Origin of the sequence: Parafilimonas sp., from assembly GCF_051953455.1 — a bacterium.
Lineage (GTDB): Bacteria > Bacteroidota > Bacteroidia > Chitinophagales > Chitinophagaceae > Parafilimonas.
The window spans coordinates 15,963-29,896 of record NZ_JBQCIT010000035.1; the positions used below are offsets into that span (position 1 = coordinate 15,963).

At 38.2% G+C, this 13,934-nt stretch carries 19 protein-coding genes and 1 tRNA gene; 15 read left to right on the forward strand and 5 right to left on the reverse strand.

Going from position 1 to position 13,934, the window contains the following annotated elements:
* The first annotated feature begins 23 nt into the window (after nucleotides 1-23).
* Nucleotides 24-215, forward strand: coding sequence for a CsbD family protein (locus ACTHN6_RS13970; RefSeq protein ID WP_440436387.1), 192 nt, complete (start codon nucleotides 24-26; stop codon nucleotides 213-215).
* Nucleotides 216-287: 72 nt separating this feature from the next.
* Here the strand turns inward: ACTHN6_RS13970 and ACTHN6_RS13975 are convergent, their stop codons facing one another.
* Nucleotides 288-689, reverse strand: a complete 402-nt coding sequence (locus ACTHN6_RS13975; protein ID WP_440436388.1) for a hypothetical protein — start codon at nucleotides 687-689, stop codon at nucleotides 288-290.
* Nucleotides 690-1,011: 322 nt separating this feature from the next.
* On the opposite strand from ACTHN6_RS13975, the gene ACTHN6_RS13980 reads away from it, so the two are divergent.
* The 13 genes from ACTHN6_RS13980 to ACTHN6_RS14040 all read left to right on the forward strand — a co-directional run bounded on the left by ACTHN6_RS13980 (nucleotide 1,012) and on the right by ACTHN6_RS14040 (nucleotide 10,534).
* Nucleotides 1,012-3,243: a TonB-dependent receptor gene (locus ACTHN6_RS13980; RefSeq protein ID WP_440436389.1), complete on the forward strand. Its 2,232-nt coding sequence runs from the start codon at nucleotides 1,012-1,014 to the stop codon at nucleotides 3,241-3,243.
* Nucleotides 3,244-3,331: 88 nt separating this feature from the next.
* Entirely contained in the window at nucleotides 3,332-3,514 is a 183-nt protein-coding gene (locus tag ACTHN6_RS13985) for a hypothetical protein (RefSeq protein ID WP_440436390.1), read from the forward strand.
* The gene (locus tag ACTHN6_RS13990; protein ID WP_440436391.1) at nucleotides 3,511-3,957 is read left to right on the forward strand and encodes a DoxX family protein; all 447 of its coding nucleotides are present in this window, start codon (nucleotides 3,511-3,513) and stop codon (nucleotides 3,955-3,957) included. The genes ACTHN6_RS13985 and ACTHN6_RS13990 overlap by 4 nt, the downstream gene beginning before the upstream one ends.
* 17 nt (nucleotides 3,958-3,974) lie before the next feature.
* A complete protein-coding gene (locus ACTHN6_RS13995; protein WP_440436392.1) occupies nucleotides 3,975-4,253 on the forward strand; it encodes a 2TM domain-containing protein in 279 nt (92 codons plus the stop codon).
* 12 nt (nucleotides 4,254-4,265) lie between these two features.
* Nucleotides 4,266-4,946: a hypothetical protein gene (locus tag ACTHN6_RS14000; RefSeq protein ID WP_440436393.1), complete on the forward strand. Its 681-nt coding sequence runs from the start codon at nucleotides 4,266-4,268 to the stop codon at nucleotides 4,944-4,946.
* An 81-nt stretch (nucleotides 4,947-5,027) separates the two neighbouring features.
* Entirely contained in the window at nucleotides 5,028-5,642 is a 615-nt protein-coding gene (locus tag ACTHN6_RS14005; RefSeq protein WP_440436394.1) for a hypothetical protein, read from the forward strand.
* On the forward strand, nucleotides 5,639-6,223 hold the full coding sequence (locus ACTHN6_RS14010) for a hypothetical protein (protein WP_440436395.1): 585 nt from the start codon (nucleotides 5,639-5,641) through the stop codon (nucleotides 6,221-6,223). Before ACTHN6_RS14005 ends, ACTHN6_RS14010 begins: the two co-directional genes overlap by 4 nt.
* A 51-nt stretch (nucleotides 6,224-6,274) precedes the next feature.
* Nucleotides 6,275-6,565 carry a winged helix-turn-helix domain-containing protein gene (locus tag ACTHN6_RS14015; RefSeq protein WP_440436396.1) on the forward strand — a complete coding sequence of 97 codons (291 nt, stop codon included), beginning with the start codon at nucleotides 6,275-6,277 and terminating at the stop codon, nucleotides 6,563-6,565.
* 48 nt (nucleotides 6,566-6,613) lie between these two features.
* Nucleotides 6,614-6,793 carry a DUF3606 domain-containing protein gene (locus ACTHN6_RS14020; RefSeq protein WP_440436397.1) on the forward strand — a complete coding sequence of 60 codons (180 nt, stop codon included), beginning with the start codon at nucleotides 6,614-6,616 and terminating at the stop codon, nucleotides 6,791-6,793.
* Between the two features lie 201 nt (nucleotides 6,794-6,994).
* Nucleotides 6,995-7,303 (forward strand): RNA recognition motif domain-containing protein, encoded by a 309-nt coding sequence (locus ACTHN6_RS14025; protein ID WP_440436398.1) that lies wholly within the window; start codon nucleotides 6,995-6,997, stop codon nucleotides 7,301-7,303.
* Nucleotides 7,304-7,422: 119 nt separating this feature from the next.
* A complete protein-coding gene (gene dcp / locus ACTHN6_RS14030) occupies nucleotides 7,423-9,564 on the forward strand; it encodes a peptidyl-dipeptidase Dcp (RefSeq protein WP_440436399.1) in 2,142 nt (713 codons plus the stop codon).
* A gap of 73 nt (nucleotides 9,565-9,637) precedes the next feature.
* On the forward strand, nucleotides 9,638-10,111 hold the full coding sequence (locus ACTHN6_RS14035; RefSeq protein ID WP_440436400.1) for a Dps family protein: 474 nt from the start codon (nucleotides 9,638-9,640) through the stop codon (nucleotides 10,109-10,111).
* A gap of 48 nt (nucleotides 10,112-10,159) precedes the next feature.
* Nucleotides 10,160-10,534 carry a hypothetical protein gene (locus ACTHN6_RS14040; protein ID WP_440436401.1) on the forward strand — a complete coding sequence of 125 codons (375 nt, stop codon included), beginning with the start codon at nucleotides 10,160-10,162 and terminating at the stop codon, nucleotides 10,532-10,534.
* Between the two features lie 109 nt (nucleotides 10,535-10,643).
* Here ACTHN6_RS14040 and ACTHN6_RS14045 read toward each other — a convergent pair.
* Nucleotides 10,644-10,725: transfer RNA gene (locus tag ACTHN6_RS14045), tRNA-Leu, on the reverse strand.
* Nucleotides 10,726-10,759: 34 nt separating this feature from the next.
* Nucleotides 10,760-11,683 carry a LuxE/PaaK family acyltransferase gene (locus tag ACTHN6_RS14050; RefSeq protein WP_440436402.1) on the reverse strand — a complete coding sequence of 308 codons (924 nt, stop codon included), beginning with the start codon at nucleotides 11,681-11,683 and terminating at the stop codon, nucleotides 10,760-10,762.
* Nucleotides 11,684-11,807: 124 nt separating this feature from the next.
* On the opposite strand from ACTHN6_RS14050, the gene ACTHN6_RS14055 reads away from it, so the two are divergent.
* Nucleotides 11,808-12,251, forward strand: a complete 444-nt coding sequence (locus ACTHN6_RS14055) for a hypothetical protein (protein WP_440436403.1) — start codon at nucleotides 11,808-11,810, stop codon at nucleotides 12,249-12,251.
* Here the strand turns inward: ACTHN6_RS14055 and ACTHN6_RS14060 are convergent, their stop codons facing one another.
* Nucleotides 12,252-12,881 carry a class I SAM-dependent methyltransferase gene (locus tag ACTHN6_RS14060; RefSeq protein WP_440436404.1) on the reverse strand — a complete coding sequence of 210 codons (630 nt, stop codon included), beginning with the start codon at nucleotides 12,879-12,881 and terminating at the stop codon, nucleotides 12,252-12,254.
* A gap of 2 nt (nucleotides 12,882-12,883) precedes the next feature.
* Nucleotides 12,884-13,795, reverse strand: coding sequence for a hypothetical protein (locus ACTHN6_RS14065; RefSeq protein WP_440436405.1), 912 nt, complete (start codon nucleotides 13,793-13,795; stop codon nucleotides 12,884-12,886).
* Nucleotides 13,796-13,934: the final 139 nt, after the last annotated feature.

A 13,934-nucleotide genomic window follows, 5' to 3' on the forward strand; every position in this document is an offset into this window, starting at 1 on the left:
TTGTTAATCAAAAATCTCTTTTTATGGACAAACTTGAAATTAAAGGAAAGTGGAATGAATGGAAGGGAAAATTAAAACAGGCTTATGGCGACCTTAACGATGATGATTTGAAACATGAAGAGGGCAAAGATGATGAATTATGGGGCCGTATTCAGCAGAAAACAGGTAAAACCCGCGACGAGCTGGTTAAATGGCTAAAAGGTGAAGACAGTTAGGGATTAATACTCCATTAATAAAAGCGGCTTACAAATTTGCAAGCCGCTTTTTTTTAATCGTTTTTTAAAAGGTTATTTGTTTTCAAACTGTTTATAATAGTTGCTTTTAAAATTGGCAATTTCCTGGTCGCGTTCATGTTTCAGTTCACGCACTTTTTGCCTCCTCTCCTTGCCGGATAAGTCATTATCTGATCTTACAGATTCAATGCGGTCTTTATAATCATTTTCAATATCCTGTATTTGTCTTTCCATCTTTGTAAGATGGTTATTGTAAACAGGACGATTATACCAGTTGAACCCTAAGCCACCATAAAAATATGGATTCCAATAAGGGTTATAATAAGTTCTTGGATAATAAACAATCCTCGGATGAGGCGCAACCTGCACAGGCCTGGGTTTTACAACTACTTTTTGAGCAGATACAGCACCTGCTGCAAACAGGAATGACAGAATTATAATTGTTATCTTTTTCATATTAATTGTTTTTACTTTTTACATAAACTGAGATGCAGAATATTCTTAAAGGATTAAGCCGGTTAATGTTTATAACATCACGATAACAGCGGGTTAGTTCAGGAGTTTTCATCGTTTAAATGTTAAGGTGGCTAGGTTCGTTTAACTGTTAGCAATTAACTTTTTCAGCAGAAATGAAATTAGTTCTCTGTACTGGCTTTCACGGCTTACCATTTGCCTGCAATAATCGCTGTTTACCAAAAATATTCACCGGGTTTTAAATATAATTTGGTTTATATTATAAACTACTCTACGTTTGTAAAATAAATTGAAACGCGGCTTAATGAAAAACTTTCTTATTGTATGTTTCTCGTTTTTGGGAATAAGCGCAATGGCGCAAACCAAAATTTCCGGTCATTTAAAAGATAACAGGGGAAAACCGGTTATTGCTGCAAGCATTACGGTAAAAGATTCTTACGATGGCACCACATCCGATTCGTCGGGCAACTTCAGTTTTACAACAACTGAAACCGGCGCACATACTATAACCGTTACAAGCAATGATTTTGAAGATTATGAAGTACCTGTAAATCTGAACGGCCAGCCTTTAACAATGAATGTTTCATTAAAGCCAAAATTTAATGAATTAAAAGCCGTAACGGTAACCGCAGGTTCTTTTGAAGCGGGCGATAACAAGCGTGCAGCAACGGTGCTTAACTCCATTGATATTGCTACAACAGCAGGTGCTAATGCAGATATTACGGCGGCATTAAAAACATTGCCCGGCGCACAGCAGGTTGGAAACCAGCAAGGCTTGTTTGTGCGCGGCGGCACCGGTGAAGAAACACAGCAGTTTATTGATGGAACTTTAGTTAACAATCCCTACTATACAAGTGTTCCTGATATTGCAACACGCGGCCGCTTCTCTCCTTTTCTGTTTAAAGGAACTGTATTTTCAACAGGCGGCTATTCAGCTTTGTATGGCCAGGCTTTATCCTCGGCCGTTATTCTTGAATCAATTGATTTTCCTGATAGTACAGCAGGCAACGCTATCGTTTCGCCGATAGTTGTTGGCGGCGGTATCCAGAAGCTTTCAAAAAAGAAAAACTTTTCATGGGGTGTTGACTATAACTATGTTAATCCATATGTGTATTTCAAAATCGTAAAACAAACCCCTGATTATTTCAAGATGCCTGAATTTCATTCCGGCGATGCCAACTTCCGTATAAAAACAAATGGCGGTATCATTAAGTATTACACAACGTTTAATTATAATCATCTTGGTTTGCGCAGGCCCGATATTGACAGCAGTATTTATAAAGATGCCTATAATATAATTAATCATAACTGGTATAATAATCTTAGCTGGAGGCAAACACTGGGTAACGGCTGGAAAATGAACCTCGGTATGTCTTACAGCACTAACCGTGATGATATAAGCCAGCAGGTACAGGATTCTTCCAACAACGATAAAACATTTAATCACCAGCCCTGGATAAGCAAAAACTTTCATTTAAAAAGCAGGCAGGATTTATTTCAGGTAAAAGAAGTGTTTGAAAAAAGATTGAGCGGTTTAAGCGCTATACGTTTTGGTGGTGAATATTGGTATGGCTACAGTCCTAATCAATACATCAACATCGATAGCAATTACAGCAATACTTTAAAAGATAATTATGCAGCGGCTTTTGCTGAAACGGATATTTATCTTACAAATGATCTTGCTTTAAAAATAGGCGGCCGTTATGAATATTCGTCTATGATAAAACAGGCCAATATCGCGCCGCGTATTTCAATGGCCTATAAAACAGGTGAGGGCGGGCAGGTTTCAATGGCCTATGGAATCTTCTATCAAAAGCCTTTGAATAACGAAATTTTTTACAGCGCCAATCTTGGTTACACGCGAGCAACACATTATATAGTTAACTATCAAAAAACAGCCAATAACCGCATATTCCGTGTAGAAGCATTTTATAAAAAATACCATGATCTTGTAAAAAGTTTTCCCACTTATAACACCAGCGGCACTGGTTTTGCAAAAGGCGCTGAATTATTTCTCCGGGATAAAACAACATTTAAAAACGTTGATTACTGGATTAGTTATTCTTATCTTGATACAAAAAGGGATTATGCAAATTATCCTGAAATGCTTGAGCCAACATTTGCAGCGCATCACACAGCATCACTCGTGGTAAAAAGATTTGTTACAGAATGGAAAGCGGGTTTTAATGCCACTTACACATTTGCAACAGGCAGGCCTTATTATAATTTTCTGTACAATGGCGCCGAGAATAAATACATTATAAACGATCATGGGCGAACACCCAACTATAACAGCATGGGTATTAGTGCTGAATATTTGCCAACGCTTGGAAAGCAAAATGCAAAAACATTCATTGTGTTATTTGTAAGCGCAACTAACGTGCTTGGCCAGAAGCAGGTTTACGGATACAATTATTCATTTAATGGTTTAAATAAGCAGGCGGTGTTACCACCGGCAAACCGCAGTTATTTTATCGGTTGTTTTTTAAGCTGGGGCATAGATCGCAGCCAGGATGCTATTGATAATAATTTATAAGGTAAAACATTGAAACGCTCGTATAAAATGTTTCATAAAGAGAATAATTATCAGGCGTTCTATCTGATCAGGTGAAAAAAATAAACAGATGAAAGCAGCAATCCATATATACATACCGGTTTTGCGCCTTGCAGGCGTGAAGCCGGTTATTATGAAGCCATCTGCATTGCAGCTATTAGACCTGCCTGACTGCGCCACGCAGTCAGGCAGGCTTGTGTCATCCCCTTCATCTGCAGGTATGTCATTTATCAAAACTCATCCGTCAAAATGAAACCATTAATTGTGCTCATTGGTGTTTTTGTATTGTGCCTTGGCATAACCGCTTTAATCGGCAGTGCTGAAATTAATTTAAGCGGAAGAATTGCTATGTCGGCAATGCTTTCGTTTACAGCAATGGGTCATTTTAAATTTCCCGGTGGCATGGCTATGATGATTCCACCGCTATTTCCTGCAAGGAAACAAATTGTATTAATAACAGGTGTTATAGAAGTGCTTGCCGCTGTTGGTTTATTTGTTGCACCCACTATAAAAATTACAGGCATTATATTAATTATATTTTTTCTGTTGATTTTGCCTGCAAATATTTATGCCGCTGCCAAAAAAGTAAATCTTGAAAAATCAGATCACTCAGGTAATGGTATAAATTATTTATGGTTTAGAATTCCCGAACAGGTTTTCTTTATGGTATGGGTTTACTATTTCGCTATAAAATAAAAACTAAAACCATTTATATGAATAACGATGAACGCGATGAAGCGCTATGGAAAATAGCTAAAAGAAGAGCCATGTTTAAACGCAGCTTTTCTGTTTATGTTATGGTGAATGCATTTTTAATTGCCGTATGGTACTTTTCTTCCGGGCCCGGTTCTTATTTCTGGCCTATATGGCCAATGATTGGCTGGGGCTTCGGCATACTCATGCAATACCTTGCTGCTTACCAGGGCAACAATATTTTTAGTGAAGAACAGGAATATGAACGGTTGAAAAATGAACAAAAAAATAAATTATAAAAATCAATAAACATGAAACAATTATTATTAGCTGCAGCTATTATATGCACAGTTGCAGCACAGGCGCAGGGTGATAAATACAATACTGCCATGCAGCAGCAGCTTCAAAAATTTGATTCTGCAAAAACAGTTGCGGATTATGAAAATATTGCCGCGGCATTTCAACGCATTGGCGATGCAGAAAAAACACAATGGCTTCCATATTACTGGCAGGGCATTGCATTGGCGCGTATAGGCTGGATGTATTTTCCCGATGAAAAAGGAGTAACTGCTGTAAAGGTTTCTGATCTTGGCGGCACGGTTGATGCGCTTGCTGCACGTATCAATGCTGTTGCTGATAAAGCCGATGCTGTTGCAAAAGACAATGAAGCCAAATCAGAAATATTAACTGTTCGCAACATGGCGGCAACACAGCAAATGATCGTTGATCCGCAAAGCCGTTACATGTCGTATGGAGCGCAGGCTGCGGATGACCTGCAAAAAGCAATGCAGCTAAATCCTGATAATCCCCGCGCTGCTTATTTGCAGGCTATGAGTGTATATGGCACGCCGGAACAATTTGGTGGCGGCAAAGATGCTGCAAAACCATTGGTGCAAAAAGCAGTTGAATTGGCCAAAGCAGAACAGGTAAAACCTTTGTACCCGCACTGGAGCCTGGAGCAGAGTGAAAAAGTTTTAGCAACATATCAATAGTGCATAGGTTGATTGAGTTGATAGGTTAACTTGCATCAACCCGGTCAGCTTGTCAGCCTTTCAACTTCTTAACTTTCCAAAATGATTGAAAATTCTGAAAACGATTTCTCTCCACAGCAAAGCCTTCAGCTTATTGAAAGCATGATAAACCGTGCAAAAGATAAATATGCGGAAGATGGTTCTATGTATCTTGCCTGGGGCTGGCTGGTGTTTGGCTGCAGCATTTTGCAGTTTATTTTATTGCACGTATTCCGGTATGCGCAACATTATATCGTGTGGCTGGCAACCATACCGCTTTTTATTTACCAGGCATACTATGTACGTAAAAAACATCAGCAACAAAAAGTGGTAACTTATACCGATGTGGTTATTGGTTATGTATGGATAACTTTTGCAATTGTAATTTTTCTATTGTGTTTTCTTATAGGCATGCTTACAACGGGTGAATATTATACGCACATCGTTCACATACTGCTTGCTGTGTATGGAATGCCGATATTTTTAACTGGTGCCATCATTAAGTTTAAACCACTGGTATACGGCGGCATTGCCTGCTGGGTTTTATGCATCCTGTCAACCTTTATTACAAGTTACGACTATCAGTTTTTATGCATACCCGCTGCCATGTTGTTTGCCTGGATAATTCCGGGCTATACGTTAAGGGCAAAGTATAAATCACATAAAATCTTTTTATGAAAGAAAAGCAGTTAACAGGCGAAGAAAGCTTTAGGCTTATTAACAGGATGATACTTGAAGCCAAGGGGTATTTTTATGAAAGCGGCCTCGGCGGCATTATATATGGTATAAGTATTTTTATCTGTTGCGTGCTCGCCTGGCTTTTTGAAAACAAAACGATGTCATTTCCATTTCATCCTTTATTTCTTTTAACGCCTGTGTTTTTTATACAGGCCTGGGTTCAATACAAAGAAGAAAAAAAGAAAAAGGCAAAAACATTTACGGATGAAGCAATCGACTATGTATGGACGGGTTATTTTCTTTCAGTATTTGCAGCGCTTTGCGGCAATTTCGTAAATGCCGGGTACATTATAATTACCATTGTTTTATTGCTAACTGCATTTGCCTCATTAATTACAGGTATGATAACAAAATTTCGTTACCACATTATTGCCGGACTTGTTTGCATGTTAATTGCGATTGCTTCTTTCTTTGTTCAAAATGCAAATGTTTATTTGCTAATGGCAATTATGGCACTCATGGTTTGGCTGGTACCGGGTTTAATATTAAGAGCGCGTTTCAGAAAGTTATATCATAATTGAAAGAGAATTAAGAAGAATATTATTGGTTGAAGATAAAAGCAGGGCAGCATAATGTTTAAAGATTTAGACCCGATATTACATTCACAGTTAAGGCTTGCAGTAATGAGTTTGTTGATAAGTGTAAAACAGGCTGAGTTTACTTTTTTAAAAGAAAAAACAAATTCTACTGCAGGTAATTTAAGTGTGCAGATCCAAAAATTAAAAGAGGCCGGCTATATTGAAGTAGTAAAAGAGTTTAAAGATAATTATCCAAATACAACCTGTAAAGTAACTTCAAAAGGCATCAGAGCTTTTGAGGAATATGTAAAATCGCTGCAACAATACCTGCAGATAAAAAAATAAATTTTATGAAAAAAGGCACGTAAATTGAACCGGTATAATAAAATTTAAATGACACAGCCAAAAGAAAAGATCAGCAATAATGTTCAGACTAATTTTAATCATTCCAAGGAAGTTGCATACTGGTCGAAAAAGTTTAATATAAGCCCTGCAGCCTTTCAAAAAGCATTTGAACAATCAGGATTCTCTATTTCAAAGACATTGCAGTTATTACAGGAGCAGGCCAATTAATCTTATTGTTAAGAATTATAAATAAACGCTTTTATTAGAAAATACTTCGCTTTTTAAACGTATCTTTGCGCCGATTTTTGAGTTTATAGTTTTAGTAATTGAACACGATTTTCTGCTACAGAATTTTCTGCTAATAGTTATCCCGATTCTTTACGATATTATTTTCTCAGTCTTTAGTTAATTTAAATTTATAACACAAGCATGAACATTTATGTTTCAAACTTAAGTTTCAACGTACAGGATGAAGACTTAAGAGAGTATTTTGAAGAATACGGTGAAGTTTCTTCAGCAAAAATTATTACTGACAAATTCACAAACCGCAGCCGTGGTTTTGGTTTTGTTGAAATGCCGGATGATGCTGCAGCAGAAAAAGCAATTGCAGAATTACATGGCGCATCTGTTGATGGCAGGACCATCAGCGTAACTGTTGCAAAGCCCCGTGAAGAAAGGCCAAGAAGCAATAACAACAATAACAGAAGGTCCTTCAGTAATAGCAACAGCAGGTGGTAAGCTTTATAACCGCATTAGAAAAAGAGTTCACAAACAGTGAGCTCTTTTTTGTTTTATAAGGCCGCTGTAAATTATTATGAAAAAAACAGAATGCGTACTTTAGTAAAAACGTACGATATATGAAATATATAGCTGTGTTGCTTTCTGCCTGCATCTCTGTCGCATTTATATCTTTTAAAAATAACCGTAGTGTGAGTATGAATATTGAAAATGATCTCCCGGCATCCAACCCATTCAGCAGGGCCAGCACTTTGCCTTTCCAGGCGCCGCCGTTTGATAAAATAAAAAATGAAGATTATGAACCGGCTCTGCGGGAAGGTATTAAGCAACAATTAAATGAAATCAAAACAATAGCTGATAATGCGGCAGCGCTCACATTTGAAAACACACTTGTTGCGCTTGAAAAGAGCGGCGCTTTATTAAGGCGTGTAAACAATGCATTTAATGCCGTTACAGGCGCCAACACAAACGATACTTTACAGCAACTGCAGGAAACCATTGCCCCGGAACTCTCAGCCGTGCATGATGAAATATATTTGAATGATCAATTGTTTAAGCGCGTTGAAACAATTTATAACAACCGCACTAATCTTAAGCTTGATAAAGAATCTAACCGGCTTGTTGAATATTATTACCAGCAGTTTGTATTAGCCGGGGCTAAACTTTCTGCGGCAGATAAAGAACAGATGAAAAAATTGAATGCAGAGGAAGCAACGCTTACAGCAAAGTTTATTAACCAGTTGGTTAACGCTGCCAAAGCAGGCGCTTTGCATGTGGAAGATGCTGCCGCATTAACAGGCTTATCGCAACCAGATAAAGAGGCTTTTGCGCAGGATGCCGCTGCAAAGAATAGAAATGGCTGGCTTATTCCTTTGCAAAATACAACACAGCAACCGGTGCTGCAATCTTTAAGTAACCGCAATACACGGGAACAGTTATTCAACGCTTCCTGGATACGGGCAGAACGCAGTGATTCTAATGATACACGGGCAGGCATTATACGCATTGCTGCCATTCGTGCACAAAAAGCAAAGCTGATGGGTTTTGAAAATTATGCTGCCTGGAAATTGCAGGATCAAATGGCGCAAACACCACAGGCTGTAAATAAATTTTTGAATGCATTGGTGCCTGCTGTTACCGGCAAGGCAAAACAGGAAGCGGCCGATATACAGGCATTGATTGATGCACAGAATGGCGGTATCCAGTTGCAGCCTTACGATTGGGAGTTTTATGCGGAACAGGTGCGCAAGGCGAAATACGATCTGGATGAAAGTGAAATAAAACCCTATTTTGAATTAAACACCGTGTTGGAAAAAGGTGTTTTTTATGCGGCTAATCAATTATACGGGTTAACGTTTAAAGAGCGCCACGATATTCCCATTTACCAGCCTGATGTACGCGTGTTTGAAGTGTTTGATAAAGATGGCACATCGCTGGCGCTGTTTTATTGCGATTATTTTAAACGTGATAATAAATCAGGCGGCGCCTGGATGAGCAACCTTGTTGATCAGTCTTTCTTATTAAAAACAAAACCGGTTATTTATAATGTTTGCAATTTCACAAAGCCAGCACCGGGTCAGCCGGCACTCATAAGTTTTGACGACGTTACAACCATGTTTCATGAGTTTGGCCATGCATTGCATGGCATGTTTGCGCATCAAAATTACCCATCGCTTTCCGGCACTAACGTTGCCCGTGATTATGTTGAATTTCCTTCACAGTTTAATGAGCACTGGGCATTGGACGCGAAAGTGCTGAATAATTATGCACTGCATTATAAAACCGGCCAGCCAATTCCGCCGCAACTGGTTGATAAAATAAAAAGAGCTTCATCCTTTAACCAGGGTTATGCTTTAACAGAAGCCATAGCAGCCGCGGCATTGGATATGCAATGGCATACTTTACCTGCAGGCACAGCCATAACTAATGCCGATGCTTTTGAAAAAAATGCCCTGCATGTTACAGGCCTTGATTTGCCGCAGGTGCCACCGCGTTATCGTTCCAGTTATTTCCTGCATATATGGGGCAACGGTTATGCTGCAGGTTATTATGCCTATCAATGGACGAAGATGCTGGAAGAAGATGCCTATTCATGGTTTACAGAAAATGGCGGTTTAACAAGGGCTAACGGCCAGCGTTTCCGCGACATGATTTTATCCCGCGGCAATACAGAAGATTATAATAAAATGTTTAAAGATTTTCGCGGCCATGAACCCGATATAAAAGCTATGGAAAAAGCGTTAGGCCTGCCGGTTAATTAATTTTGCCGGCTTTTAAATAGCTTTCAAATACTTATTATACCTTAGTTATATTGAAAAATTAAATTGAATTATTATGGAAACAACAATTGGAATAGCATCAGATAATCTTGCATCAGTATCACATGCTTTAAACTCCATTCTGGCTGATGAATTTATTTTATATACAAAAACACGGGGCGCTCACTGGAATGTTGAAGGCATCAATTTTCACAGTATGCACCTGTACTTCGAAAGCCAGTATCAGGCTTTACAGGATATGATTGATGAAATTGCAGAACGTATTCGTGTGCTTGGCCATTATGCAGTAGCAACTTTGCGGGAATATATTGAGCTCACGCATTTAACAGAAGAAACCGTTCAGCCCAACAGCTCTGAAGGATTTATAAAATCGCTGTTGAATGATCATGATACAATCATTATTCATTTGCGTGAAAACATCAATCATTTCAATGATAAATTACACGATGCCGGCACGGCAGATTTTATTACCGGGCTAATGGAAAAGCATGAGAAAATGGCCTGGATGCTGCGCGCCCATTTAAAATAATCTCTTTTCGTACGCTGTAAAAATAATGAAACCTTAAATATTCTAACGATGGCATCAGTTATGCGCCTGCATTTAAAGTACCGGCTTTGGATTGCTGAAATGAATTCAGACATTAATGTACTGAGGATATTTAATGATTATGTGCTTTGGCTTAAAACACATAATAACAGTAAAGATGTTGAAGAACGCATAAAGCTTCATGAAAAAAACTTTTCAGAACTGCGAAAAGAATTAGATGAACTGAGACATGAAATGCATATAACAAAAATGAAGCTGGCGGCCTTGTCAAAAGATGAAAGTTTAGATATGGAAGCCGTCAGGCAGGATATAAATCACGTGGCAAACAGAGAGCGTTACGAGGCATTCAGGGAAAAATTTACAGCTATGAAAAAAGAGTTCAAAAAATTAGAACCTGCTGTATAAATTAAGCGTCAGGTTTTAAAAAGTAAAGGAGCTATGATTACTGTCATGGCTCCTTTTATATATCCCCGAAAATATTTAAAATGAAAAGCCTTCAATTATTGAAGGCTTGTGCCCGGGACTGGATTCGAACCAGCACACCTCGCGGCGCCGCCACCTGAAGACGGTGCGTCTACCAATTTCGCCACCCGGGCAATAAAAAAGAACGGAGCGCAAATATAGCAGCATTTATATAACCATCAAACTGCAACCGCGAATATCGCTGCCGTCCAGCCGGCCGGCCACAGAAAAACTGCCATCTTCAAACACCTCTCCCACATCATCGGTAGCAATAAAAGCACAACTGTTTACATTGGCAAGGTCAATAATATTTAAAGCGCCTTTGCCTTTTGTTTTTACCAGCAGCGGGTCATCTTCATCCCTAACCAGTACTTTCATCCACGGCGGGCAATTAAAAATACCATCGGCTTTGGCATAAGCCTGCGAAAGCAGTTCGCTCATACCATATTCTGAATGTATTTGCGGCACATCGAATTGTTGTTTTAAAATATTATGTACCTCATTGCGTGTAATTTCTTTCCGCCTGCCTTTCATGCCGCCCGTTTCCATAATGATGGTGGATGAAAGTTGGGTTGGATATTGCTCCGCAAAATCTAGCAAAGCATAAGTAACACCTATTAATAATGTTTTTTGCTGATGCTGCTCGAGCCGCAATAAAACCTGGTATAGTTTTTCAACTTCATCTAAATAAAAGCCACTTTCAGCATTGCCGCTTCGCTTTATTAATTCATTCACCATATTTATAAGTGATGAATGCTGCTGCTGAAGATAAGATGGCAGCAAACCTATAATGCACCAATCTTTAATATCGCTGTAAAACAATTCAAAAGCCCTGGTAAAACTTTCCGTATAAATAGCTGCATCTTTTATATAATGCCGGCTTTTATTGGTTTGCGTGGTGCCGCTGCTTTCAAAAAAAAGCTCATATTCATTATTACCACTTAATATTTGATGGGTTTTAAAAAAAGATATGGGTAAAAAAGGAATATCCTGAATTGATAGAATGCCGTTTTTATCGAGGCCCAAACAATCGCACCAGCTTTTATAAACAGGATTTTGTTCATACTGGTAATGAAATACTTCAACCGCCAATCCGGTGAAGTTTTTTTTAACCTGAAAAATTTTGTTAACAAATGAAGCGCTCACAATGAAGTCTTAATTGCTGATGTTTAAATGTTGTTTCCTTTTGTATAAATTTGATATTAATTGCAAAGAAATGAAGAAATTATCAGCCGCTGTTTTATTGGTGCTCGCATTTGTAACTTGCTCTAAGGACACGTACAATACAAAACCCACATTAAAATTTGAAGGCGTAAATGCAACCGTATTTCCGCAGCCATCGGTGGTTGAGTTTAGATTAACGTGCACCGATAAAGAAGGTGATGTTGTGGATACAATTTGGGTGCAGCGCATTTCAAAAGTGGCTAATTGTGCTTCCCTTTCGCGTGTTGACAGCTTTTTAATCCCCAATTTCGATCCGCCGAAAAATGTAAAAGCTGATTTTGTTTTCACTTATAATTATGGAAACGTTAACCCGCCTAACCTTGCCGCCTGTTCACTCGCAGATGATACAAGCTATTTCCGTTTCTGGATGAGTGATAAAGCCAATCATACCAGCGATACGGTGCAATCGCCCGACCTGGTTTTCTTAAAACAATAATCATCTTATTTTCCTGTAAGCAATGGCCTGTATAAAACGTTTGTAATAGAACTGCTGGGTTATCATTACATATTTTTCTTCGAAATAGCGTTTTAGGTCAACGAGGTTTTTGGTTTCAATATTGGTGGTAAGTTTAAAGAAAGTGTACATAGTTTTTAAAAGCAGTTGCTGCCAGGCTTTTTTGTTTTGTTTATCATTTACAAAATCGGCATACAGCCAAAACCCTCTTTTTTTAAGGTAATTATCAAGCTTTAAAAAAATGTATTTTATTTTTTTTTCGATGAAATTATCAAAAACAAATGGTGTTAATATAATATCAAACTGCTGTTGCGTGGTATAAGTTTCTATAGGGCTGTTTATAAATTCAACGGTTATATTTTCATACTTTCTTTTTTTGGAAAGTTCAATCATTTTAGCAGATTTCTCCACGTATACAACCGATACATTTTGTTTGTTGAGTTTTGAAATTTCTTCCAAAATCCAGCCTGTGCCGCCGCCCACCAGTAATATGCGGTTGTTATCCTGCACAAATTCAAGCAGGTAAGCCTGCGCTTTTATTATGGAACGCTGAAACACAATGCGGCTAAGCCTGTCGTAATAATTTGCAATGCCGTTGTAATCGTTTCGCATAATTAAAAATCAATAAAATTCATTCCAATAATTCCACATACAGCCTTAAAAAAAATAATACCGTCAATTATTACAAGATAGTATAAAATTTTATGCGGCCACTGCATGCTCCAGGCAATCATAAATAATAAAATAAATGGAAACAGGTTAATTAAGATGGCCGGAAAACCAAAATGATGGCTTATGAAAAAAGCAACGAGGGAAAGCAGCCCGATTACAATTAAAGGCAATAGAATATAAAATATGGTATTCCTTAATCCAAAGCGCACTACAAATGTTTTTAATTGGTGGTTTGAATCATCTGCATAATCTTTTATATCGAATATGATGGCATTTACAGTGCAAAACATAAAGTTTTTTACAAACAGCCATACTAAAAACAGCGATTCTACTTTATGTGGGCCACTTTCAACCTGCACTGCAATGAACGATAAAATATTGGCAACACATGCCCAAACAAATCCAATTACAAAAGCCTTAAGCCAGCCTGTATTGCGCAGGTTGATTTTAAAAGCTGAACCTGGCAATAATTCATAATATAAAATGCCGGCAACCGCCACAATACCGGCTAATAACCAATATATAGACGGCAATGATTTAATGGCTGTAAAATTTTTATATAAAAAATAAATGCTTAAAGCCACAGCCATAACGAATAAGAAAAACTGGCTGCACACAACAAATGTGTGGTTATGGTTGTACCAGGCTTTACGCGGGTTCATTATTTTGCCTGTATTCAAAGGCCCCAGATAAGCATACGTATAATAAAAAACGGTTGTGCAAAAAAGAATGGCATAATATGTTATGGAGTTTAAAGGCAGCCGCAATTGTACGCAGGATTCAATGGAGAGCGCAATTGCAATGATCCCTATAAAATAGTTACCAAAGAAAACCGAGCGTATAATTTTGAGCATTGGCCTGCAAGTTAAGGCCATCAGGATTTTGCAGGTTTAAAAAAAGGGGGTAAATCCGGCTTTTGCGTTCACCCTTTTTCGCAGTTCTGTAGGAATAATAATCGTGGCTAATAAATATCTTCGTTAAATATTTATTCAA

Bases quoted from the DNA above. Each gene is read 5' to 3' on its own strand.
- ACTHN6_RS13970 (WP_440436387.1), top strand. From the start codon at position 24: ATGGACAAACTTGAAATTAAAGGAAAGTGGAATGAATGGAAGGGAAAA.
- ACTHN6_RS13975 (WP_440436388.1), bottom strand. From the start codon at position 689: ATGAAAAAGATAACAATTATAATTCTGTCATTCCTGTTTGCAGCAGGT.
- ACTHN6_RS13980 (WP_440436389.1), top strand. From the start codon at position 1,012: ATGAAAAACTTTCTTATTGTATGTTTCTCGTTTTTGGGAATAAGCGCA.
- ACTHN6_RS13985 (WP_440436390.1), top strand. From the start codon at position 3,332: ATGAAAGCAGCAATCCATATATACATACCGGTTTTGCGCCTTGCAGGC.
- ACTHN6_RS13990 (WP_440436391.1), top strand. From the start codon at position 3,511: ATGAAACCATTAATTGTGCTCATTGGTGTTTTTGTATTGTGCCTTGGC.
- ACTHN6_RS13995 (WP_440436392.1), top strand. From the start codon at position 3,975: ATGAATAACGATGAACGCGATGAAGCGCTATGGAAAATAGCTAAAAGA.
- ACTHN6_RS14000 (WP_440436393.1), top strand. From the start codon at position 4,266: ATGAAACAATTATTATTAGCTGCAGCTATTATATGCACAGTTGCAGCA.
- ACTHN6_RS14005 (WP_440436394.1), top strand. From the start codon at position 5,028: ATGATTGAAAATTCTGAAAACGATTTCTCTCCACAGCAAAGCCTTCAG.
- ACTHN6_RS14010 (WP_440436395.1), top strand. From the start codon at position 5,639: ATGAAAGAAAAGCAGTTAACAGGCGAAGAAAGCTTTAGGCTTATTAAC.
- ACTHN6_RS14015 (WP_440436396.1), top strand. From the start codon at position 6,275: ATGTTTAAAGATTTAGACCCGATATTACATTCACAGTTAAGGCTTGCA.
- ACTHN6_RS14020 (WP_440436397.1), top strand. From the start codon at position 6,614: ATGACACAGCCAAAAGAAAAGATCAGCAATAATGTTCAGACTAATTTT.
- ACTHN6_RS14025 (WP_440436398.1), top strand. From the start codon at position 6,995: ATGAACATTTATGTTTCAAACTTAAGTTTCAACGTACAGGATGAAGAC.
- dcp (WP_440436399.1), top strand. From the start codon at position 7,423: ATGAAATATATAGCTGTGTTGCTTTCTGCCTGCATCTCTGTCGCATTT.
- ACTHN6_RS14035 (WP_440436400.1), top strand. From the start codon at position 9,638: ATGGAAACAACAATTGGAATAGCATCAGATAATCTTGCATCAGTATCA.
- ACTHN6_RS14040 (WP_440436401.1), top strand. From the start codon at position 10,160: ATGGCATCAGTTATGCGCCTGCATTTAAAGTACCGGCTTTGGATTGCT.
- ACTHN6_RS14055 (WP_440436403.1), top strand. From the start codon at position 11,808: ATGAAGAAATTATCAGCCGCTGTTTTATTGGTGCTCGCATTTGTAACT.
- ACTHN6_RS14060 (WP_440436404.1), bottom strand. From the start codon at position 12,881: ATGCGAAACGATTACAACGGCATTGCAAATTATTACGACAGGCTTAGC.
- ACTHN6_RS14065 (WP_440436405.1), bottom strand. From the start codon at position 13,795: ATGCTCAAAATTATACGCTCGGTTTTCTTTGGTAACTATTTTATAGGG.